At 62.9% G+C, this 23,412-nt stretch carries 19 protein-coding genes; 9 read left to right on the forward strand and 10 right to left on the reverse strand.

Annotated features, from left to right (window positions below):
- Window positions 1-13 precede the first annotated feature (13 nt).
- The 6 genes from HW932_RS10620 to queA all read right to left on the reverse strand — a co-directional run bounded on the left by HW932_RS10620 (window position 14) and on the right by queA (window position 5,917).
- Window positions 14-769 (reverse strand): type III pantothenate kinase, encoded by a 756-nt coding sequence (locus HW932_RS10620; protein ID WP_176976466.1) that lies wholly within the window; start codon window positions 767-769, stop codon window positions 14-16.
- The gene (gene birA, locus HW932_RS10625; protein ID WP_176976467.1) at window positions 766-1,764 is read right to left on the reverse strand and encodes a bifunctional biotin--[acetyl-CoA-carboxylase] ligase/biotin operon repressor BirA; all 999 of its coding nucleotides are present in this window, start codon (window positions 1,762-1,764) and stop codon (window positions 766-768) included. Before birA ends, HW932_RS10620 begins: the two co-directional genes overlap by 4 nt.
- Window positions 1,757-3,607 carry a M61 family metallopeptidase gene (locus HW932_RS10630; protein WP_176976468.1) on the reverse strand — a complete coding sequence of 617 codons (1,851 nt, stop codon included), beginning with the start codon at window positions 3,605-3,607 and terminating at the stop codon, window positions 1,757-1,759. Before HW932_RS10630 ends, birA begins: the two co-directional genes overlap by 8 nt.
- Window positions 3,608-3,745: 138 nt before the next feature.
- The gene (locus HW932_RS10635; RefSeq protein ID WP_176976469.1) at window positions 3,746-4,021 is read right to left on the reverse strand and encodes an RNA recognition motif domain-containing protein; all 276 of its coding nucleotides are present in this window, start codon (window positions 4,019-4,021) and stop codon (window positions 3,746-3,748) included.
- A 365-nt stretch (window positions 4,022-4,386) separates the two neighbouring features.
- Window positions 4,387-4,815 carry an H-NS histone family protein gene (locus HW932_RS10640; RefSeq protein ID WP_222932310.1) on the reverse strand — a complete coding sequence of 143 codons (429 nt, stop codon included), beginning with the start codon at window positions 4,813-4,815 and terminating at the stop codon, window positions 4,387-4,389.
- 70 nt (window positions 4,816-4,885) lie between these two features.
- Window positions 4,886-5,917, reverse strand: a complete 1,032-nt coding sequence (gene queA / locus HW932_RS10645; protein ID WP_176976471.1) for a tRNA preQ1(34) S-adenosylmethionine ribosyltransferase-isomerase QueA — start codon at window positions 5,915-5,917, stop codon at window positions 4,886-4,888.
- A gap of 148 nt (window positions 5,918-6,065) precedes the next feature.
- Here queA and HW932_RS10650 point away from each other — a divergent pair, with 148 nt between their 5' ends.
- Together HW932_RS10650 and HW932_RS10655 are read left to right on the forward strand one after the other, a co-directional pair.
- Window positions 6,066-7,274, forward strand: coding sequence for an exo-beta-N-acetylmuramidase NamZ family protein (locus HW932_RS10650; RefSeq protein WP_176976472.1), 1,209 nt, complete (start codon window positions 6,066-6,068; stop codon window positions 7,272-7,274).
- 75 nt (window positions 7,275-7,349) lie between these two features.
- Complete coding sequence (locus tag HW932_RS10655) at window positions 7,350-9,611, forward strand: patatin-like phospholipase family protein (RefSeq protein WP_176976473.1); 2,262 nt, start codon at window positions 7,350-7,352, stop codon at window positions 9,609-9,611.
- On the opposite strand, the gene HW932_RS10660 is transcribed toward HW932_RS10655, so the two are convergent.
- Window positions 9,605-11,020 (reverse strand): sensor histidine kinase, encoded by a 1,416-nt coding sequence (locus HW932_RS10660; RefSeq protein ID WP_343047266.1) that lies wholly within the window; start codon window positions 11,018-11,020, stop codon window positions 9,605-9,607. The two genes, HW932_RS10655 and HW932_RS10660, sit on opposite strands and share 7 nt — an antisense overlap.
- Complete coding sequence (locus HW932_RS10665; protein WP_176976474.1) at window positions 11,017-11,691, reverse strand: response regulator transcription factor; 675 nt, start codon at window positions 11,689-11,691, stop codon at window positions 11,017-11,019. Before HW932_RS10665 ends, HW932_RS10660 begins: the two co-directional genes overlap by 4 nt.
- Window positions 11,692-11,981: 290 nt before the next feature.
- Here HW932_RS10665 and HW932_RS10670 point away from each other — a divergent pair, with 290 nt between their 5' ends.
- Both HW932_RS10670 and HW932_RS10675 read left to right on the forward strand, forming a co-directional pair.
- On the forward strand, window positions 11,982-14,621 hold the full coding sequence (locus HW932_RS10670; protein ID WP_176976475.1) for a glycosyltransferase: 2,640 nt from the start codon (window positions 11,982-11,984) through the stop codon (window positions 14,619-14,621).
- 154 nt (window positions 14,622-14,775) lie between these two features.
- Entirely contained in the window at window positions 14,776-15,168 is a 393-nt protein-coding gene (locus tag HW932_RS10675) for a septal ring lytic transglycosylase RlpA family protein (RefSeq protein ID WP_176976476.1), read from the forward strand.
- Window positions 15,169-15,252: 84 nt separating this feature from the next.
- On the opposite strand, the gene HW932_RS10680 is transcribed toward HW932_RS10675, so the two are convergent.
- The gene (locus HW932_RS10680; protein ID WP_176976477.1) at window positions 15,253-16,293 is read right to left on the reverse strand and encodes an NADP(H)-dependent aldo-keto reductase; all 1,041 of its coding nucleotides are present in this window, start codon (window positions 16,291-16,293) and stop codon (window positions 15,253-15,255) included.
- Between the two features lie 270 nt (window positions 16,294-16,563).
- Between HW932_RS10680 and rpe the strand changes: the two genes are divergently transcribed.
- The 3 genes from rpe (at window position 16,564) to trpE (ending at window position 19,599) form a co-directional block, all read left to right on the forward strand.
- A complete protein-coding gene (rpe, locus tag HW932_RS10685; RefSeq protein ID WP_176976478.1) occupies window positions 16,564-17,256 on the forward strand; it encodes a ribulose-phosphate 3-epimerase in 693 nt (230 codons plus the stop codon).
- A gap of 31 nt (window positions 17,257-17,287) precedes the next feature.
- Window positions 17,288-17,962 (forward strand): phosphoglycolate phosphatase, encoded by a 675-nt coding sequence (locus tag HW932_RS10690; RefSeq protein ID WP_176976479.1) that lies wholly within the window; start codon window positions 17,288-17,290, stop codon window positions 17,960-17,962.
- A 137-nt stretch (window positions 17,963-18,099) separates the two neighbouring features.
- Window positions 18,100-19,599 carry an anthranilate synthase component I gene (trpE, locus tag HW932_RS10695; protein ID WP_176976480.1) on the forward strand — a complete coding sequence of 500 codons (1,500 nt, stop codon included), beginning with the start codon at window positions 18,100-18,102 and terminating at the stop codon, window positions 19,597-19,599.
- A 117-nt stretch (window positions 19,600-19,716) separates the two neighbouring features.
- Here trpE and HW932_RS10700 read toward each other — a convergent pair whose 3' ends face one another.
- A complete protein-coding gene (locus HW932_RS10700; protein WP_176976481.1) occupies window positions 19,717-21,492 on the reverse strand; it encodes a hypothetical protein in 1,776 nt (591 codons plus the stop codon).
- A 752-nt stretch (window positions 21,493-22,244) separates the two neighbouring features.
- Here HW932_RS10700 and HW932_RS10705 point away from each other — a divergent pair.
- Window positions 22,245-23,018, forward strand: a complete 774-nt coding sequence (locus HW932_RS10705) for a glycosyltransferase family 2 protein (RefSeq protein WP_343047272.1) — start codon at window positions 22,245-22,247, stop codon at window positions 23,016-23,018.
- Between the two features lie 20 nt (window positions 23,019-23,038).
- Window positions 23,039-23,410, forward strand: coding sequence for a DUF2304 domain-containing protein (locus tag HW932_RS10710; protein ID WP_176976482.1), 372 nt, complete (start codon window positions 23,039-23,041; stop codon window positions 23,408-23,410).
- The last annotated feature ends 2 nt before the right edge of the window (window positions 23,411-23,412 follow it).

The raw sequence follows: 23,412 nt of genomic DNA on the forward strand, positions 1-23,412 counted from the left end.
CAAGCTTTTCAAGCTACTGCATCTGCTCGATTTCGAGCATTTCCGTCAGCACGGCCAGCCCTCGTAGCACCAGATCAGGGACGGTCTCGCAAGGACGATCGAGATAGGGGCGCAGACGTTCGGCATCGCCGCCCGCGAGGATGAATCTGGGCGACTCGCCCGCCGCCTCGGCCAGCCGGTCATGCAGCCGGGTGGCCAGCGCGGCGATGGCGCCGAGACTGCCGGCGGCAACCGCCGTGGTGGTATCCGTGGCCCAGTCGACATCGGTCGGTTCGTACTCGACGCGCGGGATGTGGGTGCCCATGAGCAGACTGGTGCGCATCATCTCGACCCCCGGCAGGATGAGCCCGCCGAGATGACGCCCATCGGCCAGCAGCAGATCGAAGGTCGCGGCGCTGCCGGCATCGAGGATGAGCGTCGCCTGTCGACGCTCGGCATGGGCGGCGATGAGTCCCAGCCAGCGATCGACACCGAAGCGTTCCGGAGACTCGTAAGCAATGCGCACACCGGCGGCGACCGGCGCCACACGGACGTATTCAGGCTCGATTTTCCAGAGCGCGCGCGTCACCCGCTCCAGCGCCTCGGCGACTGCCGGCCCTCCGACATGACTGACGATCACGCGCTCCGGTGGCTGGATCGGCTCCCAGGCCGCCAGCAGATCGAGCGGAATCGCGCCCGAGTGACGCGCGATCCGGACTGACCACTCGGTCCCGGCGCCATGCGGTGTCCAGCGCAGATTGGTATTGCCGATATCGATGAGCAGATTCATTGGATTTGAGACTCCAGCGGACGCAGACTGACCTCGCCGGCCTGGAAGGCACGGCGTCCGTCCGACGTATCCAGCAACAGCGACCCATCGTCGGCCACGCCCGCGTGGATCCCCTCGATGACCCGCTCGCCGAGCAGTAGCCGCACCGGCGCGCCCAGATAGGCATCATGGGCACGCCACAGCGGGAGAAAGGGCGCCAGCCCCTCGCGCCCATAGCGATCGAGCGCCTCCAGCAACGCTTCCAGCAGGCAGGCCACCAAGGCATTGCGTCCGACCATGACGCCGCCGAGCGCCTCTTCGAGACCCGCCCAGGGTTGATCGATGGCGCTCCCCTGCCCGGCCGTCATGCGCAGATTGAGTCCGAGTCCGACCACCAGATGGCATGGCCCCTGAGACTCACCCGCCACTTCCAGCAGCAGGCCGGCGAGCTTGCGCCGCTGCCATAGCAGATCATTCGGCCATTTGAGCGCGACTCCCTCATCCGTGAGTTCGCTCAGTACGGCAGCCAGCGCCGCGCCGACGGCCAGACTCGCCCCGCCCAGATTGGACGGCGCGAACGGATAGCGCCACAGCAGCGAAAGATAGACATTGACCCCGAATGGCGACACCCATTCGCGCCCGCGCCGCCCGCGCCCGGCCGTCTGACGCTCGGCCAGACAGACGCTCCCGGAGGGTGCGCCTTCGGCGGCCAGACGCATGAGTTCGCGATTGGTCGAATCGATCACGGGATGGATGTCGAGCCGGCTCAGATGCGCACGTCCGGACTCGGACAGGGTCGCGCGGATACGCCCGGCATCGAGCAGTTCGAGCGGCGTGGCCAGCCGATAGCCGCGCCCGCGTTCGGAGATCAGTTCGAGTCCGAACGCATCGGCCGTCTTGCGCAGCGTTTTCCAGACCGCCGCGCGGGTCAGACCGAACTCGCGCGCGATGGCCTCGCCCGAGTGCGACCGGCCATCCGAGAGACGCCGGATCAGGGCGAGCTGGCGCTCATCCATGGCGGCCTCTGGCGCTGACGCTCGACAGCCAGTGCGCGCGCGCCCGTTTCACGGCCTCCGGGACATCATCCAGCAGACTCAGCTCACAGGTATCCTCGGGCGCCGGCTCAGGATCGGCGGTCAGGGTCAACAGCTCATCGCGCCGGAAGACATGGAGAACCACGGGCGCACCGTCGACGGCGGCACGCGCGACCAGCGTCTCCAGATTGGCGGGCGTGACGCGCAGACCCTCGACGGCCAGTAGTTGATCGCCCGGCGCCAATCCGGCGCGCTCGCCCGCGCTCTCATTGAGCACGTTCTGGATCAGGGTCTCGCCTGGACGCAGCCGCACCCCGAGCGTCGGCTTGGCCGTGACCGGCTCGAAGCGCTCGACCTGGCCGCCGAGATCCTTGTCGCCGCGATTCGGACGCCAGCGCAGCGCCACGCCGACATCGGCCAGCAGTTCGGTCGGGTCCAGTTCATCCGTGGAATCCAAGGCGCGGGCGAAGAAGCCGCTCAGATCCAGCCCGCTGACCGCCGAGGCGATCGCCTCCACGCCGCGTTCCTCGACACCGACTCCGGTCCGCCCATGGACACGCCACAGCTCGCGCATCACGTCGTCGAGCGAACAGGCGCCCTGGGTGTCACGGCGGAGTGTCAGATCCAGCATCAGGGCCGCCAGCGCCCCCTTGGCGTAATAGCTCACCAGAGCGTTGGGCGCATTCTCGTCGGGCTTGTAGAACTTGATCCAGGCATCGAAGCTCGACTCGGCCAGTGTCTGGACGCGCCGTCCGGGCGTGCGCGCCACGCGGGTCAGGGTCTGGGCGAGCAGCCCGAGATAGTCCTTCTCGCCGATGCAGCCGGCGCGCACCAGTGCCAGCTCGTCGTAATAGGAGGTGATGCCCTCGAAGGCCCAAAGGGTACGAGTCGGCGCCTCGCGCTCCAGATTCGACTCCATCAAGGCACGCGGACGGATGCGCTTCACATGCCAGAGATGGAAGTATTCGTGACTGCACAAGCCCAGAAAGCGCTTGTAACCCTCGGTGGGCGCGTCATCCCCCGGCTGGGGCAGATCGTCGCGGACACAGAGCAGACTGGTCGAATAGCGATGCTCCAGCCCGCCATAGCCCTCGCCCAGAGCCGTGACGAGAAAAAGATAGCGATCGATCGGCAGTTCGCCGAAGAGCGCAGCGTGTTCGGCGCAGACGCGCGTCAGGTCGCCCAGCAGGCGCGATTCGTCGAGCCGATGCCGCCCCGTGATGGCGAACCGATGCGGAACGCCGGACACGTCGAACGCCAGTTCACGGAAGCGCCCCATCTCGACCGGATGGTCGATCAGATCCTCATAGTCTTCGGCGCCATAGAGACCGAATCCACGGGGATCGACGTCGAGCGGCTGGAGACTAGTGGCCAGACGCCACTCACTGAAGGATTCGCCATCGGGCGGCTGGAGTTCCAGCCGACAGGGACGATCCTCCAGTCCATGCACGCGCAACAGCAAGGCCGGACCATTGAAATAGGCATGGATGGCATCGAGATGCGCCGCGCGTACCGAGAGATCCCAGGCGAAGACGCGATAGCGAATCCGGCATGGCCCGGCGACCTCAGCCAGACGCCAGGTCTGCTTGTCGGTCTTTTGGAGCGCGAGGGGTTGGTCACGCTCATCGAACGCGGAAATGGCAACGATGTTACGCGCGAAGTCGCGGATCATGTAGCTGCCTGGAATCCAGGCCGGCATGGAGAGTACGAGCGTGCATTCGGACGACGGCTCGACCAGGATCTCGACCTCGAACAGATGGGCCTGAGGCGAGACGGGTCTGACGCGATAGAGCAGCGTGGAGCTAGGCGGGACAGGATGGATCATTCAGCGGCATCCGGAGGCAGGGATCGAATGCCGTAACGGTAACAGATCGAAATCGGTTTTTTAAACCGCGTCCGGAGAGTAGGCGACGGCGCCGGTCGACACCGCGACAGACCACCCCAGACGCAGTCAGGGGGGGGCTTACCAGCGCGGTCCGCGGCCGGCTGGGCGCTCGCCACGCGGCTTGGCCTGGTTGACCTTCAGGTTACGACCCTTGAGCGGAGTCTCGTTGAGACCCTTGATCGCGGCATCGGCCTCGGAGTTGTTCGGCATCTCGACGAAACCGAAGCCCTTGGAGCTGCCAGTGAACTTGTCCGTGATCAGGTTCACGCTGGAGATTTCACCATAGGCGCCGAAGGCATCGCGAAGCTCGTCCTGGGTGACGCTGTAGGCCAGGTTGCCGACATAGATATTCATCGTTCAAATTCCGTGGAAAGCGCATTGAAGAGAGTGAGAAAACGGTCGAAAAATCAATGCACAACTGATTCGACAGTCTTGGCTCCGGGTGCCGGAGCGAAGCTTGGGAGGCGGTCCGTTCCTCGCGTTGAGGAGGACGATACGGCAAGACCGGAGCGCGGTATATCCGTAAAGATACACAGGTCTCGGTGACAGGCTGGCGTGCGCGTGAAATGTGAGGAGGTCAGTACGAGCGAACGCGGTTCGTTGGATTCGATATCCAGACATCGATCACGAACCGCGTCCGAGGCAGAGGTCAGAAATGACTGCACCGGATATCACGAGCTGACGTCATACTGAAGGACGTCGCGCGCATGGCAGTCGTTTCAGCCCTCGACCAGTCGCAGCGAGTTGGCCTTGAAGGCTTCGCGGTCTTCCTTGGAATTCGGGTCATAGCCCTGCTGGGCCATCTTCTCCTTCATCCAGCCCGGCAGAACACCGCGCGAATAAAAGTTTTCAGGATTGTCCGGATCGACATAACGGCGATACTGACGATCACTGACGAGCTTGCGGCGACGGCGCAGAACCAGATTCATGATCTCTTCCGGATCATAGCCGTTGTCGAGAATGATGTTTCTGATCTGTTCGACGACCGCGCCCTTGCCTTCCTCGCGCTTGTCCTTGAGCAGCTTTTCGAGCTGGGCTTTCTTGTTATCGGCTTCTTCCAGCTGACGCTGGATTTCTTCGAGGCTGAGATTGGAATGTTCCACTCGTATGTCTCCTGGTGGTGAATAGCCTGATGACTTCGGCGTCATGGAATCATGACAGCGATGCCGCTATTTTATTACAAAGTGGAATGAATATTCTAGATCGGTCTGAAAATATTCAGGCCACATCCTGACGCGTCAGGAACATGGCATCACCATAACTGAAGAAGCGATAACGCTGGTCGATGGCATGGCGGTAGGCTTTCATGATTTCGGAATACCCCGAAAAGGCCGCCACCAACATTAGCAGGGTCGATTCGGGCAAATGGAAATTCGTAATCATGGCGTCGACAACCTTGAAACGATAACCGGGCCGAATGAAAAGCTGACTCTCGCCCCGAAAAGGTCTGAGCCTACCATCGGTCGCCGCTGTTTCGAGACTTCTGACGCTGGTGGTGCCCACGGCAATGACACGCCCGCCCAATTGACGTGTCCGTTCGATTCGTTCACACACCGTCTCGTCGACTTCGAGCCATTCGGAATGCATGTGGTGGCGTTCGAGATCGTCTTCGCGCACCGGCTGAAAGGTTCCGGCACCGACATGCAGTGTGATCTCGGCGCGTGCGACTCCGAGCGCATCGAGCCGCGCGAGCATCGGCTCGTCGAAATGGAGCGCCGCCGTCGGTGCCGCGACCGCGCCCGTGCGACGCGCGAAGACGGTCTGATAGCGGGACTCATCGAGCACGTCGTCCGGACGATGGATATAGGGTGGCAGCGGCATATGACCGTGCTGCGCCATCTGTTCGCTGAAATCGCTTTCGAGCGCGCGCAACCGGAATAGATCACCCTCACGACCGACGACCGACAACCAGGCCCCATCGGTCACACGAATACGACTGCCCGGCTTGGGTGATTTGCTGGCGCGCACATGGGCCAGCGCCTCACGCGCGTCGAGCAGACGCTCGATCAGGATCTCGACCTGTCCGCCCGTCTCCTTGTGGCCGAACAGACGGGCACGCATCACCTGGGTGTTGTTGAAGATCAGCAGGTCATGGGGTTTGAGCAGGCTTGGCAGATCGGTGAACATCCGATCGCGTGGCGGGGTCTCCAAACCGTCGAGCACCAGCAGGCGCGAACCTGAGCGTTCGGGCAGCGGGTGTTGGGCAATCAGTTCGGCGGGAAGTTCATAATGGAAATCGGAGCGGCGCATCGGCATCATTCTATGACAAACAGAGGCCGCTAGGATATGCCGGATTCGAGTCGGCCGACCATTTTCCGTACTTGGTCCGTAAAAAACCGGCTGCGGATGCGCTGTTGCGGCCTCTCACAATCGACACTACAGGATCCCGAAATACACAATGATCAAACTCGGTCTGGACCGTCTGCTCGAAAATCCGGAACTGCGCAAACCGCTCTGGGGGCGGCGCGTGGCGCTGCTCGGCCATCCGGCCTCTATGACTCGTCACGGACATCATGCGCTCGATGCGCTCATGGCGCTGAAGGAACTCGATATCGTCGCGGCCTTCGGCCCCCAGCATGGAATGCGCGGCGACAAACAGGACAACATGATCGAGACCCCGGACGAGATCGATCCCCGGCATGGAATCCCCGTCTATAGCCTCTATGGCGAGGTGCGCGAACCGACGGCCGCCATGCTCGATGGCTTCGATGTCCTGCTGATCGATCTCCAGGACATCGGTACGCGCATCTATACCTATGTCACGACCCTGGTCTATCTGATGCGCGCCTGCGCCGCGTATGGCAAGACGCTCTGGGTCTTGGACCGGCCGAATCCGGCCGGGCGGCCGATCGAGGGCAGTCTGCTGGAACCGGGCTGGGAGAGCTTCGTCGGTGCCGGTCCCATCCAGATGCGCCATGGGTTGACGCTGGGTGAACTGGCCAAATGGTTCATCGCCCATCTGAACCTGGATCTCGATCTGCACGTGGTGGCGATGGAGGGCTATCACCCGAACGAGGCGCCCGGCTATGGCTGGCCGGTGATGGAGCTGTCCTGGGTCAATCCCAGTCCCAACGCCGCCAGTCTCAACATGGCGCGCTGCTTTCCGGGAACCGTGCTCCTGGAGGGCGCCACGCTCTCGGAGGGACGCGGCACCACCACGGCGCTCGAACTCGTCGGCGCGCCCGATCTGGATGCGGATCTGTTGCTCACGCGCATGGAGCGCGAACGCGCCGACTGGCTCCAGGGCGCGCTCATCCGCTCGTGCTGGTTCGAGCCGACCTTCAACAAGCACGCCGGTCAGCGGTGCGCCGGATTCCAGATCCATACCGACAACGCCGACTACCGGCACGAGCATTTCAAGCCCTATCGTCTGATCGCGCTCCTGTTCAAGTGCATCCGGCTTGAATATCCCGACTATCCGCTCTGGCGTCACTTCCATTACGAATACGAGACCGAGCGGCTGGCCATCGACCTGCTCTCGGGCGGCCCCTTCCTGCGCGAATGGGTCGACGACCCGGAGGCCGGACCCGAGGATCTGGAACAGCGTCTGCAACCGGACGAAGCGCAGTGGGCCGAGGTGGTCAGGCCACTGTTGCTCTATGGCTGAGCACACACCCGAGTCTCGACCTGGCCACTGAAATCGTGGTTTCCTTCCAGCTCGCCCAAGCCATGGAGATGTCCCATGCCCTTCAACAAACCCGGTTTCAGAGCCTGGCTGGCCCTGTCGCTCATCGTCCTCGTCGTCTTCACGCTCCCCGCGCCCCAGGTCGAGGCGGCTGAGCGGCCAAAGATCGGACTGGCCCTCTCCGGCGGCGGCGCGCGCGGCGCGGCCCATGTCGGGGTGCTCAAGCTGATCGAGGAACTGGGTATTCCGGTCGACTATGTCGCCGGCACCTCGATGGGTTCGATCATCGGTGGACTCTATGCCATGGGCCTCTCGCCCGACGAGATCGAACGGACCATCGAGGAGATCGACTGGGACACCATCTTCCAGGACGAGGCCGAGCGCGAAGACCGACGGATGCGCCGCAAGCTGGAGGATCGCAACTATCTGGTCAAGGCACGCCCCGGCGTGCAGGAGCGCGAGCGCAAGGTCAATCTGGCCCCGGCCCTGATCCAGGGCCAGAAGCTGGATCTGGCGCTGCGCAAGTACAGCCTGCCGGCCAGCCGCATCCGGGACTTCGACGACCTGCGCATCCCCTTCCGCGCCGTGGCTACGGATGTCGTCACCGGCGAGGCGGTTGTCCTCGGCGAAGGCGATCTGGCCACGGCCATGCGCGCCAGCATGGCCGTGCCGGCGGTCTTCGCCCCGGTCGAGATCGGCGACCGGCTGCTCGTCGACGGCGGGCTGGCGATGAACCTGCCGGTGAGCGTGGTGCGCCGGATGGGCGCCGACATCGTCATCGCCGTCGATGTCGGCGGCCCAAGACGCGAGCGCGAGGAGATCTCCAACGTTCTGACCATGCTCGACCAGATCGCCAGCCTCGTGACTTGGCGCAACACCCAGGAGCAGATCGCCACGCTTGGCGGGCGCGATCTGCTGATCACGCCGGCGCTCGGGCAAGAGGTGCTGGCGAGCGACTTCGGCAAGATGCTCGCGGCCATCGCCATCGGCGAGCGCGCCGCCGAGGATGCTCGCCCCGAACTGGCCCGGCTCGCCCTGCCGAACGCCCAGTATGCCGCCTATCGCGAACGCCGCCAGCCGGCGCCCTACACGCGCCCGACCATCCGCGCGGTGCGCATCGAGAACCACTCGCGGCTCTCGGATCGCGTCATCAGCGAACGGCTCGACGTCGTCCCCGGCGAGCGGCTCGACCCGGCCGCCCTGGAACGTCAACTGGCCCGCATCTACGATCAGGACAATTTCGAGTCGGTGCGCTATCACCTGGAGGACCAGACCGATTCCGAAGCCACACTGGTGGTAACAGCGCGCGAGAAATCCTGGGGCACCAGCTCGCTCCAGGGCGGACTGGAGTTCTCCTCGACCACGGGCGGCGATTCGCGCTTCAACATCGGCCTGGCCTACACCATGGCACCGCTCAATGCGTTCAACGGCGAATGGCGCACCCAGTTCCAGCTGGGCGAGGAACCCGGCCTCTACACCGCCCTCTATCAGCCCCTCGACCCCCTGGAGAAATGGTATGTGATGGCCGGCCTGGGCTATCTGAACGACAATTTGGTGCTCTTCGATCCCGATGCCCACAGCAAACCCATCGCCGAATATCAGCTCACGCGCACGGGTGGCGCACTGGAGTTCGGGCGCAACCTCGACACCTGGGGCCGCCTGGGCTTGCGCTATGCCCGCTTCGACGGACGCGCCGAGCAGCGCATCGGCGCCACGCCCTATCCGGACTATGACTTCGATGCCGGCGAGCTGAGCCTGAGATTCAGTATCGACAAACTCGACAGCCTGACCTTCCCGCGCCACGGCTGGTCGCTCGATGCGCAGGCGCTCACCTCGCGCGGCGAGCTGGGAGCCTCGCACGACTACGACCAAGGCAGCCTGAGCTGGCTGCGCGCCCAGAGCTGGGGCCGCAACAGTCTCCTGACCGGGATGACGCTGGCCGGGAGCTTCGGCGGCCAGGCCCCGCCGCAGTCCTACTATCGACTGGGCGGTTTCCTCAACCTCTCGGGCTTCAATCAGAACGAACTCTCGGGGGCCAATCTCGGTCTGGTTCGCGCCATCTATCTGCGCGATCTCGGCACGAGCCTGATCAAGACCTATGCCGGCGGCTCGCTGGAGTTCGGCAACGTGTGGGACGAGCGTAGCGACATCGATTGGGACAGTCTGCGCTTCGGCGGCAGTCTCTTCGTCGGCGCCGACACCTTCATCGGCCCGCTCTATCTCGGCTATGGGCAGGCCGACAGCGGCAATGGCGCGCTCTATCTGTTCCTCGGACGTCCCTGGGGCAATCAGCAGGATGGACTGAGCGGGGCCTACTGAGACGCGCGCCCGAAGCTCAGCGTCACCCGCAACCCCGGTGCATTGTCCGAGAGCTCGATGTGCGCGCGGTGGAGCGCGACGACGGCCTGCACCAGACTCAGCCCCAGTCCGCTGCCGGGCGTGGCGCGGCTGTCGTCGACACGGAAGAAACGCCTGAACACCTGCTCACGCAACTCGGGTGCGATGCCGGGGCCATCGTCGGCGACCAGCACCCGTGCCGATCCATCCGCCGAATCGACCGCGAGCCGGATGTACCCGCCGGGCTGGGTGTATTTGATGGCGTTGTCGACCAGATTGGCCATGACCTGGAACAGCAGATCGCGATCGCCCTCGACCACGATCGAGGACGCCCCGGCCGCCCAGTCGAGCCGCTGCTCGCGCTCGGCGGCCAGCGGCTCGTAGAGTTCGACCAGATCCTCGATCAGCGGCACCAGATCGACCGGCCCGAAGGCCGAACGCCGGCTGCCGGACTCCAGGCGCGCGATGCGCAGCAGGGCGTTGAAGGTCGCGAGCAGCTCCTCGGCATCGGCGATGGCCTCCTCGGCCAGCAGACGGGACTCGCTCGACTCGGGCAGGGCGGCGGCGAGCAGTTCGAGCTTGTTGCGCAGTCGGGTCAGGGGCGTGCGCAGATCATGGGCGATGTTGTCCGAGACCTGACGCACGCCGGCCATGAGCGCCTCGATGCGCTCGAGCATCCGGTTGAGCCCATCGGCGAGCCGGTCGAAGTCGTCGCCGCTGCCGCTGAGCGGAATACGGCGCGTCAGATCGCCCTCCATGATCTCGCGGCTGGTCTGGTTGATCGCATCCAGCCGCCGGGTCAGGGTGGCGCTCATCAGCCAGGCCCCCGCGAGCGCCAGGGCCAGGGTGATCGCCAGACCCCAGGTCAGGGCATCCAGGATCAGCCGGCGGGTCGCCTCCAGATCGCGGATGTCGCGCCCGACCAGCAGCATCAGACCACTGCGCAACAGGAAGACCTGCGCGCGTGCCTCGTGCTCCTCGGCGTGATCCGTGCCCCACTCGCGCAGCCGGAAACGAATCCAGCCCTCGGCATCGGGCGATTCGGACGGCCAGCGATCCAGATTGCCGACTACACGCTCGAAATGCTCGTCGACCAGCAGATAGACGCTCGCTCCCACCGGATCGCGCGCCACCCGCTCGCTGATGAGTCCCGTCAGACCGACCAGTCCACGGCGGCGATACTGCTCGGCCAGACCCCGGATCTCGGCCTCGATGGTCTCTGTGGTCTGGCGGTCCATGTAGCCGGCGGTCGACCAGTAGATGAAGCCGAGCAGGATGCCCACCGAGCCGGCGAGCAGCAGCACATAGAGCAGCGCCAGCCGGAAGATGGAGCCGCGCGGAACGCGCGCGAGTCGGGCTCGCAGCCGGAGCGTCGGGACGGCGGCCCTCACCCGGCCTGCAACCTGTAACCGGCGCCGCGCACCGTCTGCAACAGCGGCGGCTCGAAGTCCTTGTCGATCTTGCCGCGCAGACGGCTGATGTGCACGTCGATGACGTTGGTCTGGGGATCGAAATGATAGTCCCAGACCTGTTCGAGCAGCATGGTACGGGTGACGACCTGTCCGGCATGGCGCATCAGACACTCCAGCAGCCGGAATTCGCGCGGCTGGAGCTGGATGGACTGACCCGCGCGCGTGACCTCACGCTTGAGCAGATCCATTTCCAGATCGGCCACGCGCAGCCGGGTCTCCGGGGCCTCGGCCGCGCCGCGCCGCAGCAGCGCCTCGACCCGCGCTTGGAGCTCAGAGAAGGCAAAGGGTTTGATCAGATAGTCGTCGCCCCCGGCGCGCAGCCCCTCGACCCGATCGTCGACATCGCCGAGCGCGCTCAGAAACAGCACCGGGGTATGGTTGCCCGAGGCACGGAGGGTTCGCACGATCGCCAGCCCGTCGAGTCCGGGCAGCATGCGATCCAGGATCAGGACGTCATAGTCGCTGCCGGCGGCCATCAGCAAGCCCTCGCGTCCATCGGCCGCGCGGTCGACGGCGGCGCCGGCCTCGACGAGCGCCTTGCGCAGATATTCGGCCATCTGTGGATCGTCCTCGACCAGCAGGATATGCATCGTGTTTGCGCCCTCGCGCCTGTTCAAGACCAAACCGCCGGCTCTGAGCCAACGCTGCCCGCCGACAGTATCGCCAAGACGGCCTTGCCGTGAAATTGACGGCAGCTTAATTTTCGTTCACATCCAGACGCACAGCTCTCAGGCTGGACATTCGCCTCGCATCGAAATCGCGTGCGGCAGGCATTCGAAACACACCGGATCAAGCTATCATAGCCTTCGTTTGGCTGGGGTCTTTGTCGTATCGGTCCCCGCTGCCCCGGATAGTCCATCGCCCCTGAGCGCACCCGCCCATGAATCGCTCCGTCAACTTCGTCATTCCGATCCTGATCGCCGTTCTCACGATCGCGGCCTGGTGGATACTCAACCGGCCCAACGAGGAGCCGGCCTGGCCGACCCGTATCCAGGGCTTCTCCTTCTCGCCCATGCGCGCCGACGACGACCCGAGCCAGAAACGCTTTCCCTCGGTCGAGGACATCGACGCCGACCTGGCCCTGCTCAAGGGCCGCGCCCATGCCGTGCGCTCCTACACCGTCGAGAGCACTCTGGCCGAGATCCCGCGACTGGCCGCCCAGTACGACCTGAACGTGACGATCGGCGCCTGGATCGGCGACGATCCAGAGGCCAACGAGGCCGAACTCGGGCGTCTGCGCGAGATCCTGTCCAAGGGGTATCGCAATCTGGTGCGGGTCATGGTCGGCAACGAGGCCATCCTGCGCGACGACGTCGAGGTCATGGAGCTGGTCGCCTATCTGGACCGGGTGCGCCAGTTCACCTGGCTGCCGGTCAGCACCGCCGAGCCCTGGCACGTCTGGCTCAAGTATCCCAAGCTGGTCGAGCATGTGGATTTCATCACCATCCATCTGCTGCCCTACTGGGAGGGCGTGCCACTGGATCAGGCGGTCGACTACGCCATCAGCCGCTACAACCAGGTCAAGGAGGCCTATCCGAACAAACCGATCATCATCGGCGAGGTCGGCTGGCCGAGCAACGGACGGCGCAATCGCGGCGCCGAGGCGTCCCTGGCCAACCAGACCCGCTTCCTGCGCCGCTTCCTGGCCGCCGCCGAGTCCGAGCACTATGTCTATTACGTCATGGAGGCGTTCGACCAGCCCTGGAAGCTCAGGACCGAGGGCGCGACCGGCACCTACTGGGGCGTCTACGATACCAACCGCGAACCCAAGTTCGACTTCACCGAACCCGTGGTGCGCATCCCGCAGTGGCGTGAGCTGGCCGGGCTGTCGGTGGTCATGGGCGTGCTGCTGCTGGCCTTCCTCTATCGCGACAGCTCGACGCTCTCCAAGCGCGGCAAGGGCTTCCTGGCGCTCATCACCTATGCCATCTCGACGGCGGCAGTGTGGATCGTCTACGACTACACGCGCCAGTACATGACCCCGGCGACGGCCATCGTCGGGCTGTTGCTTCTCATCGGCGGCGTGGGCGTGATCGTGCTGCTGATGGCCGAGGCGCACGAATGGGCCGAGTCGGTCTGGTTGCGCCGCTGGCGCCGGCCCTTCCCGCTACGCTCGGTGCCCGATGACCGGCTCCCCTTCGTCTCGGTGCATGTTCCGGCTTACAACGAACCGCCCGAACTGCTCAAGGAAACGCTCGACGGTTTGGCCGCGCTCGATTATCCGCACTTCGAGGTGCTGGTGATCGACAACAACACCAAGGATCCGGCCGTCTGGGAGCCGGTGCGCGATTATTGCGCCCGGCTCGGCGAGCGCTTCCGTTTCTTCCACGTCGACCCGCTCGCCGGCTACAAGGCCGGGGCGCTCAACTTCGCCCTGCGTCACACCGACCCGCGCGCCGACGTCGTGGCCGTGATCGACGCCGACTACATCGTGCGTCCGCCATGGCTGCGTCATCTGGTGCCCGCCTTCGGCGATCCAGAGGTGGCCATCGTCCAGGCGCCGCAGGACTATCGCGACGCGCATCAGAATGCCTTCAAGGCCATGTGCATGGCCGAGTATCGCGGTTTCTTCCATCTCGGCATGGTCACGCGCAACGAGCGCAACGCCATCATCCAGCACGGCACCATGACCATGATCCGGCGCCGGACGCTCGATGCCGTCGAGGGCTGGGCCGAGTGGTGCATCACCGAGGACGCGGAACTCGGTCTGCGGCTGTTCGAGGGTGGTCACAAGGCGCTCTACATCCCCTGCACCTATGGTCAGGGTCTGATGCCGGACACCTTCGCCGACTTCCGCAAGCAGCGCTACCGCTGGGCCTATGGCGCGGTGCGCATCCTGCTGCATCATCGGCGCGAACTGCTCGGGTTGCGGGGCACCTCGCTTTCGCTCGGTCAACGCTATCACTTCGTCGCCGGCTGGCTGCCCTGGTTCGCCGACGGCTTCAACCTGCTGTTCAACTTCGCCGCGCTCGCCTGGTCGGTGGCCATGGTCATGGCTCCCGACACCGTCACCCCGCCCTATATGACCATCGCCCTGGTGCCGCTGGTGCTGTTCGTCTTCAAGATGTCGAAGAGCCTGTTTCTGTACCGGCGCCGGGTCACGGCCACGCTGCGCCAGAGTCTGGCCGCCGGGCTGGCGGGGCTGGCGCTCTCGCACACCATTGCGCGCGCCATGTTCGGGGGCTTGGTGACGGGCAAGCTCGGCTTCTTCCGCACGCCCAAGATGGCCGAGGCGCCGGCGGTGATCCGCGCCCTGGCCGATGCGCGCGAAGAGGCGCTGCTGGCTTTTGCCTTCCTGTTCGCGGCGGTGTCGGTGATGCAGCGCGATGATGCCTTCATGCTCGACGTGCGCATCTGGGTCGCGGTGCTGGTGGTGCAGGCCATTCCCTATCTGGCGACGGTACTGGTGTCGCTGATGAGTGCCTGGACCCATCTGTCGGCCGATCTGGTCGGTCCGATGTCGGACATGGATTGCCGGGAGGCCAATGGGGTGGATCAACCTGTGAGCCGGGAGGCCTGACGGACCGATTCATACACTAATCGCTATTTTTGGCCGATTCAGGGTTTACCCCATATAGGGTTTTCACCTAGACTGGCGCCTTTCTTAAGTCAGAGAAGGGTTTTATCGCGTCTCATCGTTTCGGCGCGCCCTTCGAAAACAAGAGGTTGGCTCCATGAAGAAGACGCTCATCACAGCCGGCCTGCTGGCGGGGCTTATGCCCTTCGCCGGCAGCGCCACGGCCAATAGCGGAATCGGTCATGTCCAGAAAGGCATCGCATCCTTCTATCACGACAGTCTGCACGGTCGCAAAACCGCCAGCGGACAGGTCTACAACAAACATCGCCTGAGCGCCGCACACAAGACATTGCCGCTCGGCACCAAAATCCAGGTCACGGACGCCAAGACCGGACGCAGCATCGTCGTCCGGGTCAACGATCGCGGCCCCTTCGTCAAGGGCCGCATCGTCGATCTCTCCAAGGAGGCGGCCAGAGAACTCGGCATCGTCGATCGCGGCGTCGCACGGGTCAACCTCAAGGTCTTGAGCACGCCGCAACAGGGCGGTTGAAGCCTGCGTAGGGTACGCATGGCGTACCCTACTCCCCCACCGCAACATCCAGGTCGCGCGGACGCGACCGACCTCCCCCCAGTCTCAAGGCGCCGGATTCGGCTGCTTGGTGTGGATCGATTCGATCCCGGCGATCACCGCATCGTCGAGCCTGATGTCGAGGCTGCCGATATTGGTCTCCAACTGTGTGAGTGTCGTAGCCCCGATGATGTTGGAGGTCACGAATGGCCGACTCGTGACCCAGGCCAGCGCCATCTGCGCCGGATCCAGACCATGCAGCTCGGCCAGGGCGACGTACTCGGCCGTGGCGCGCTCAGCCTCGCCGTTGGAATAGCGGCTGAAGCGTTCGAACAAGGTGATACGCCCGTCCGCCGGACGCCGGCCGTTGAGATACTTGCCCGAGAGCATGCCGAAGGCCAGCGGCGAATAGGCCAGCAGCCCGCACTGCTCGCGAATGGCGATCTCGGCCAGACCGACCTCGAAACTGCGGTTGAGCAGGTTGTAGGGGTTCTGGATGCTGACCACGCGCGGCAAATCATACTGCTCGGCGAGCGCCAGATAGCGCATCAGCCCCCAGGGCGTCTCGTTGGAAACGCCGATCTGACGCACCTTGCCCGCCCTGACCAGATCGGCCAGCACCTCGAGCGTCTCCAGCAAGGGCACGCTGTCGCTGTCGTCGACCGGGTCATAACCGAGCTGGCCGAAGAAGTTGGTCCGGCGATCCGGCCAGTGGAGCTGATAGAGGTCGATATAATCGGTCTGGAGCCGCTTGAGACTGGCGTCGATCGCCGCCTCGATGTTGGGCCGGTCGAGCCGGTTCTTCCCGCCCCGAATGTGCGGCAGCCAGTCGCCCGGACCCGCGACCTTGGTCGCCAGTACCACCCGATCCCGACAGCCGCGCGATTTGAACCAGGTACCGATATAGGTCTCGGTCAGGCCCTGGGTCTCGGCCAGGGGCGGCACCGGATACATCTCGGCCGTGTCGATGAAGTTGATCCCGACGGCGAGCGCCAGATCCAGTTGCGCATGGGCCTCGGACTCGGTGTTCTGCTGCCCGAAGGTCATGGTCCCGAGACAGAGTGCGCTCACGTCGATGTCCGAACGGCCGAGACGTCTGTATTGCATTGCAGGTGCCCTCCAGTGGTGGCGGATTCCGAAAACCGAGAAAAATTAAAAACCTAAACCCCGCCGGTGTCGAGTTCGCCGGGTTCGCGTCACTGACGCAGCGCGAGCCTGAACCTCAGACATGGGGCCGGACGCGCGTCGACGCGAGTGAAAAACGGTTCCGCATGGGTTAGAGTTGACGACTTTCCGATCATCCCATCCACACTATACAAACATCCTGATCCCGACGCGGGCGTTCGGACCGAACCGGGATCGTCTGGGGGACACACCATGCCGGCTGATCTGATCGCACCGTCCATCCTCTCGGCAAACTTCGCCAAGCTCGGCGAAGAGGTCGACAACGTCCTCGCCTCCGGCGCCGACATCGTGCACTTCGATGTCATGGACAACCACTATGTTCCGAACCTGACCATCGGCCCGCTGGTGTGCGAGGCGCTGCGCAAGCATGGCGTCACCGCCCCCATCGATGTGCATCTGATGGTCAAGCCGGTCGACCGTATCATCCCCGACTTCGCCAAGGCGGGTGCGACCTACATCACCTTCCATCCGGAAGCGAGCGAGCACGTCGACCGCACTCTGCAACTCATCCGCGACTCGGGCTGCAAGTCCGGTCTGGTGTTCAACCCGGCCACGCCCCTGACCTATCTCGACTATGTGCTGGAGAAGGTCGACATGATCCTGCTGATGTCGGTCAACCCCGGCTTCGGCGGTCAGAGCTTCATCCCCTCGGCGCTCGACAAGCTGCGCGAGGTGCGCGAGATCATCGACGACTCGGGACTCGACATCCGGCTGGAGATCGACGGCGGCGTCAAGGCCGACAACATCGCCGAGATCAAGGCGGCCGGGGCCGACACCTTCGTTTCCGGGTCGGGCATCTTCGGCCAGGGCCGCGACTCCGACCCCAATCGTTACGACAGCATCGTCGCCGAGATGCGGCGCGCGCTCGCCCGTGTCGATCGCTGATCCTGCCCGCTCGATTCCGGAGTCTGCGCCCATGTCGCTGTTGCAGCCGAAAATGATCCTGATCGACCTCGATGGAACCCTGGTCGACAGTGTTCCGGATCTGACCTATTGCGTCGACGCCATGATGGCGCGGCTCGGACGCCCGGCGCGCGGCGAGGCGGCCGTGCGCACCTGGGTGGGCAACGGCATCGAGCGTCTGGTGCGCCGCGCCCTGATCGGTCGGCTCGACGGCGAGCCGGACGAGACCGACTATCAGCGCGCCTATCCGATCTTTCTCGAACTCTATGCCGAGAACACCTTCAATCGCTCCGGACTCTATCCGGGCGTGCGCGAGGGGCTGGAGTTCATGCGGGACGCGGGCTATCCGCTCGGCTGCGTCACCAACAAGGCGGCGCGCTTCACCGAGCCGCTGCTCCAGCATCTCGGGATCTATGACTTCTTCGGCATCGTCATCAGTGGCGACACCTTACCGCGCAAGAAGCCCGATCCGCTGCCGCTGATCCATGCCGCCGGTCATTTCGGCGTCAAGCCGGAAGCGTCGCTGATGATCGGCGACTCGGTGAGCGATGTGAACGCGGCACGCGCGGCCGGGTTCAAGGTCATCTGTACCACTTACGGCTATAACCACGGCGTCGATATCCGCGAGTCCGACCCGGACGCGGTGATCGATTCGTTCGTCGAGCTGCGCGAGCTGTTGGCGAGCTGAGGACCGAAGGATCAGGAGCAGGCAGACGATGGGATTCCGGTTCGATTCGAGTCTGGGAGGGGACATGAGATCCAGGCGATGGCGACGCTGAGGTCGCGCTCACAACCCCAGTCCTTTCCCAGCGTCCGGAGATCCCGATGACCCCCAAGACTTTCAACGCCCTCGCCGAGCAGGGCTACAACCGCATTCCAGTCGCCTGCGAGGTGCTCGCCGACCTCGAAACCCCGCTGAGCGTCTATCTCAAGCTGGCCAAGGGGCCATATTCCTATCTGTTCGAGTCGGTGCAGGGCGGCGAGAAATGGGGCCGCTACTCCATCATCGGCCTGCCGGCGCGCACCGTCATCAAGATCCGCGGTCGTCAGATCCAGGTCGAGCGCGATGATCAGGTGATCGAGTCGACCGAGAGTGCCGATCCGCTGGCCTGGATCGAGCAGTACCAGAGCCGGTTCCAGGTCGCCGAGATCGAAGGTCTGCCGCGCTTCACCGGCGGTCTGGTCGGCTATTTCGGCTATGACACCATCCGCTATATCGAACCGAAGCTCGCGGTCTGTCCCAATCCCGATCAGCTCGGCACGCCCGATATCCTGCTGATGGTCTCGGACGAGGTGGTCGTGTTCGACAACCTCAGCGGGCGGCTCTACATCATCGTGCATCTGGACCCGACCGCCGGGGACACGCTCGAAGCCGGCGAGGCGCGTATCGGTGCGCTCAACGCCATGATGCGTCAGCCGATCCCCAATGGTCAGAGCAACCCGCCGCGCGAGGTCGAGGAATCGCATTTCGTCTCGGGTTTCACTGAGTCCGCGTTCAAGGAGGCCGTCGAGCGCATCAAGGAGTACATTCTCGCCGGCGACTGTATGCAGGTGGTGCTCTCGCAGCGGCTCTCGATCCCCTTCGGTGCGCCGCCGCTCGATCTCTACCGGGCGTTGCGCGGGCTGAATCCCTCACCCTACATGTACTTCCTGGATCTGGCCGACTTCCACATCGTCGGTTCCTCACCCGAGATCCTGACCCGGCTGGAAGACGGCGTGGTCACGGTGCGTCCGATCGCCGGCACCCGACGGCGCGGTCACACCGAGGCCGAGGATCAGGCGCTCGAAGCCGAGCTGCTGGCCGACCCCAAGGAACTGGCCGAGCATCTGATGCTGATCGATCTCGGGCGCAACGACGCCGGGCGCGTTTCCGAGATCGGCAGCGTGCGTCTGACCGACAAGATGATCGTCGAGCGCTATTCGCATGTGATGCACATCGTCTCCAACGTCATCGGCACGCTCAAGGAAGGACTGAGCGCCATCGACGTGCTGCGCGCGACCTTCCCCGCTGGAACGGTCTCGGGCGCGCCCAAGATCCGCGCCATGGAGATCATCGACGAGTTGGAGCCGGTCAAGCGCGGCATCTATTCGGGCGCGGTCGGCTATCTGTCCTGGAACGGCAACATGGATACGGCGATCGCCATCCGCACCGCCGTCATCCAGGACGGCACCCTGCACATCCAGGCCGGCGCCGGCATCGTCGCCGACTCGGTGCCTGAGTCCGAGTGGCAGGAGACCATGAACAAGGGGCGCGCGATCTTTCGCGCCGTCACCGCCGCCGAGGTCGGGATCGATCGCTATGGCTGTGGCGTGAAGCGCGTCTGAACCGAACCGACTCGGGGCCGATGCTGATGAAAAAACCGCCCCTGGTTTTGCCGGGAGCGGTTTTATTTTGGGGCCGGATCGCACAAAGCCGATCCAGCCCAGCCCGAACTGCGTCGCTTACGGCGTATAGGGATTCGGGCGGTCGTTCAGATAGTCCTCATAGGCATCGGTGTCGATGGTGCTGGGCGGCAGTTGGGTTCCGTGCCAGGTGAAGTTGTAAGGTATTGTGTAATCATCCTCTAATGAATATGGCTCTAGACTAAAAATAGAGCAACTGCAATTCGCCAAAGTCATATAAGTTTCGCACTCAACCTGACCTTGTTCCTCATTTGCATTCTCAACACAATTTTGCGGAAAGCGAGGGCGCCCATTTCGCCCATTAGCAACAAAACAGCCTTCCTGACCAAGGTCAGGGTCAGGATTGCAATCCATGATCTCATTAATGCAATCAAGATTTTTTTCAGAGTCACTGCATAAACCTGATGGCAGGCGACAGTCATTGTTTGCACAAGAACAAACACCTTCATCACCACTTAAAAACTCACCATCTTGCCTCACAAATCGATGCTCATCACAAGCAGAGGAAAACACGCGCTTATGATTAACCCGTAAAAAATAATAGCCAGGATCACGCAAACCAAGCCTATAAACAACCGGAAGCTCATTTGGAATGTAAACGCGATCCAAACTGTAATCAGGATTAACTCTTGTTCTCAAGCTCCTTAAATCAACATTGAAGGCCAGCAGCGGGTTAACACTTGCAGTTGATTCGGCATTGCTGGTTAGCCTCTCCCATTGTTGAGCAGAGATATAATCCAGAACCTCAACGTACCATGTACCAGATCTAGATTCACATAGCAATCTATCTTTTTCACAAAAAGATATAGTTATCAGCTCATTCCCTTTGCTGTTATATACAAACCAATCATCCTCACCCTGGACCCATTGCCCTTGATTTACATCCTCAAACTTAAGATTAACAAGACCATACATAGTAACCCCATTTGCCAGCGGATTAGCTTGGCTAGGCAAATTATTTGGCTCAACCTCCGCATCATAAAAGCCAACAATGGGCTGATTATTAACAAGCGGCGAATCTTGAACTACAGCCGAGACTGCATAAGGGTAGTGAACTGCATTAGTATATCTTTCCAAAGTTGGCAAAAAAGCATTTACAGGCTTTACGACAACATAGTAAGTTCCAGCAAGGCCAGTCGTTACACTATAAGTCATAGCATCAAAAACGACGTTGCCATCTGGATCAAAAGAAAAAGAGGGAATACCTCCCATGACGTCTGTATTAAAGTTCGCAAAAACATTACCGGCAGCATCTCGAACAGAGACATTCCAAACTGCCGGTGTTCCTTTCAATAAATCAAAAGCGAAGCTTTGCACCTCCGCATCATTTTCATCTTCATCTTCACTGACTAAATCAATATTTCTTACATTTTTAATCCACTCAGGAATGGAAAAAGTAACCAAAATGTTTTGATTGGCTGCAGTTGTTTCCAGATAAAACCAATCTTGGTCAGCTAATTCATAAAGCTGCCCCCAAAATTTAACACCCTGCGCAAGAGGATCAGCGGTAATAAAACTATCATTTGGCTCAGTTTCGCCATAAACAGCAGGAGGAATAACTTGAGAAAGATTAACGCCAAATTGCAACGGGTCAGCAACGCAAGTATTGATGCCGTACTCATGTCCGGCCTGATGCCCGATCTGGAAGCCATTAGACTCACCCGCGCTGTAGCCCTGGGAATATCCCGAGGCGAAACTGGCTTCGCGATCGGCCCTACAGGTCTCCTCAGGGGGATAGCCACCAAGCGTGGCCGCACTCACCGCGATGGGCAGCAGGAGCGCAAGCCCCGCCACAGTATGAATCAGAGGTTTCATCAGTTTCTCCACGAGAAACCCCGTCCTTCAGGGCGGGGAGGGATAGAGCGGCTACGACCTCGCAGCCATCGACATTGGTGCAGGCTTTCCACCTGCCGGGCCGTGAGGCTCTGCCCGTAAGGGCCTGGTGACGGACGACGCCTCACGGCGTGTTCGCTCCCCTCGCCAATGTGTGCAACCGGCTCCCGCCTTGCGGTGGCGATCAGAACCTTCGACGTTTTACCTTTCGCCTGCATGATCCTGACCTTCCAGGGTCCGGAACTGAGGAAGCATCCCGGAGTGGGTCTTGGCGACCTGTTGCACACGTAGCCCCTTTCGACCGTCCTGGTCAGGCGGGCTGAGGCTGGTCAACCCAGCTTGTTCTCACAAGCTCCGGCCTTCAAACCGGGGTAGTTGACGGCTTCGTTCCTTCGTCGTCGAGTTGATGAAGTGTTTGGATGCGTGAGCCTGGATCACGGGTGCCACAATGTCGCTCTCGAGCCGCATCGATCCTGGATTTGCATCGCCGCGAGCGATCGGCTAGCTTGGCGCGCTATCTCCGTCCTCAGGGACGCGGCTCGATCATCCTAGACCCGGTGAATCGACTCCTCCGATCCCATACACCGGCCACGACACGAGCCGTACCATAAAAGTAACACTTTTTGCCTTGAACGCAACTTTGGGCGCCGGATACGTCCGTACTGAAGTTTATCCCAACATGCCGCGCGATCAAGTCATTCGCCGCTCAAAATCGAGACTCCATGTGGTGATTCGTGTCCAGCTTTCGTGAACCCGCGCCGCGCGATCCGGCGCCCGGGCCAGTCTCCTCCTCCCTGCAAACATCGGACGTCCTGATCCTGATCCCGGCCCACAACGAGGCCGCGACCGTCGGCGCCATCGTGCGCGAGGTGCGCCGGCGCTGGGGCTATCGGGTGGTCGTGATCGACGACTGTAGCACCGACGACACAGCCGAGATCGCCCGCGCCGCCGGCGCCACCCTGCTGCCGCTGCCGCTGCAACTGGGCGCCTGGGGCGCACTTCAGACCGGACTGCGCTATGCCGAACGCAATGGCTACCAACTGGCCGTCACCCTCGATGCCGACGGTCAGCACGAGCCGGCGCAGATCGGCGCCCTGGTCGCGCCCGTGCTCGCCGGCCAAGCCAACGTCGTGATCGGCGCCTTCCCCGCCCGCGCCAGCCCGGCGCGACGCCTCGCTTGGCGCTATTTCCGCTGGCTGACCGGACTCGACCTGGAGGACATCACCTCCGGCTTTCGCGCCTACGACGAACGGGCCATCCGGCTGCTGGCCTCGCGCGAGGCGACCCTGCTCGACTATCAGGACGTCGGCGTGCTCCTGACGCTGCATCGGCACGATCTGCGCGTGATCGAGGAGCCGGTACCGATGCAACCGCGCCTCCAGGGCGTTTCCAGGGTGTTCAAGTCCTGGTGGACGGTGGGAAACTATATGCTTCAGACCAGTCTGCTCTGTCTGGCGCGCGTCGGCCATGGTCGAGCGCGCGATCGGCGGACGGACTCAGACGCATAAGGATAGGATCGGACGTTTCCATGACGTATCAAATGACCTCGATGGTGATCGGGCTGACGCTCGCCGCCGTGATCCTGTGGCTGGTACGCCGCGATCATCTGCACGGCCCCTACGCGGTCTGGTGGATCGGCGCGGCGGCGACCGTAACGGTGCTGGGTTTCTTTCCGAGCATCTTCGATCGTCTCGGCGGCTATCTCGGGGTCAGCTATCCGCCGATGCTGGCCATGGTGCTGGGATTCGCCCTGCTGCTGATCAAGATCCTGACCATGGATCTGGAGCGCTCGCGTCAGGAGCGCCAGATCCGGCGTCTGGCCCAGCGGCTGGCGATGCTGGAGGCGCGCGAGCCGACGATCTCCGATCCGAATGAACGGCCACAGGCCCCCGCCCCCTGAGC

It is taken from the genome of Allochromatium humboldtianum (genome assembly GCF_013385175.1).
GTDB classification, from domain to species: Bacteria; Pseudomonadota; Gammaproteobacteria; order Chromatiales; family Chromatiaceae; genus Thermochromatium; species Thermochromatium humboldtianum.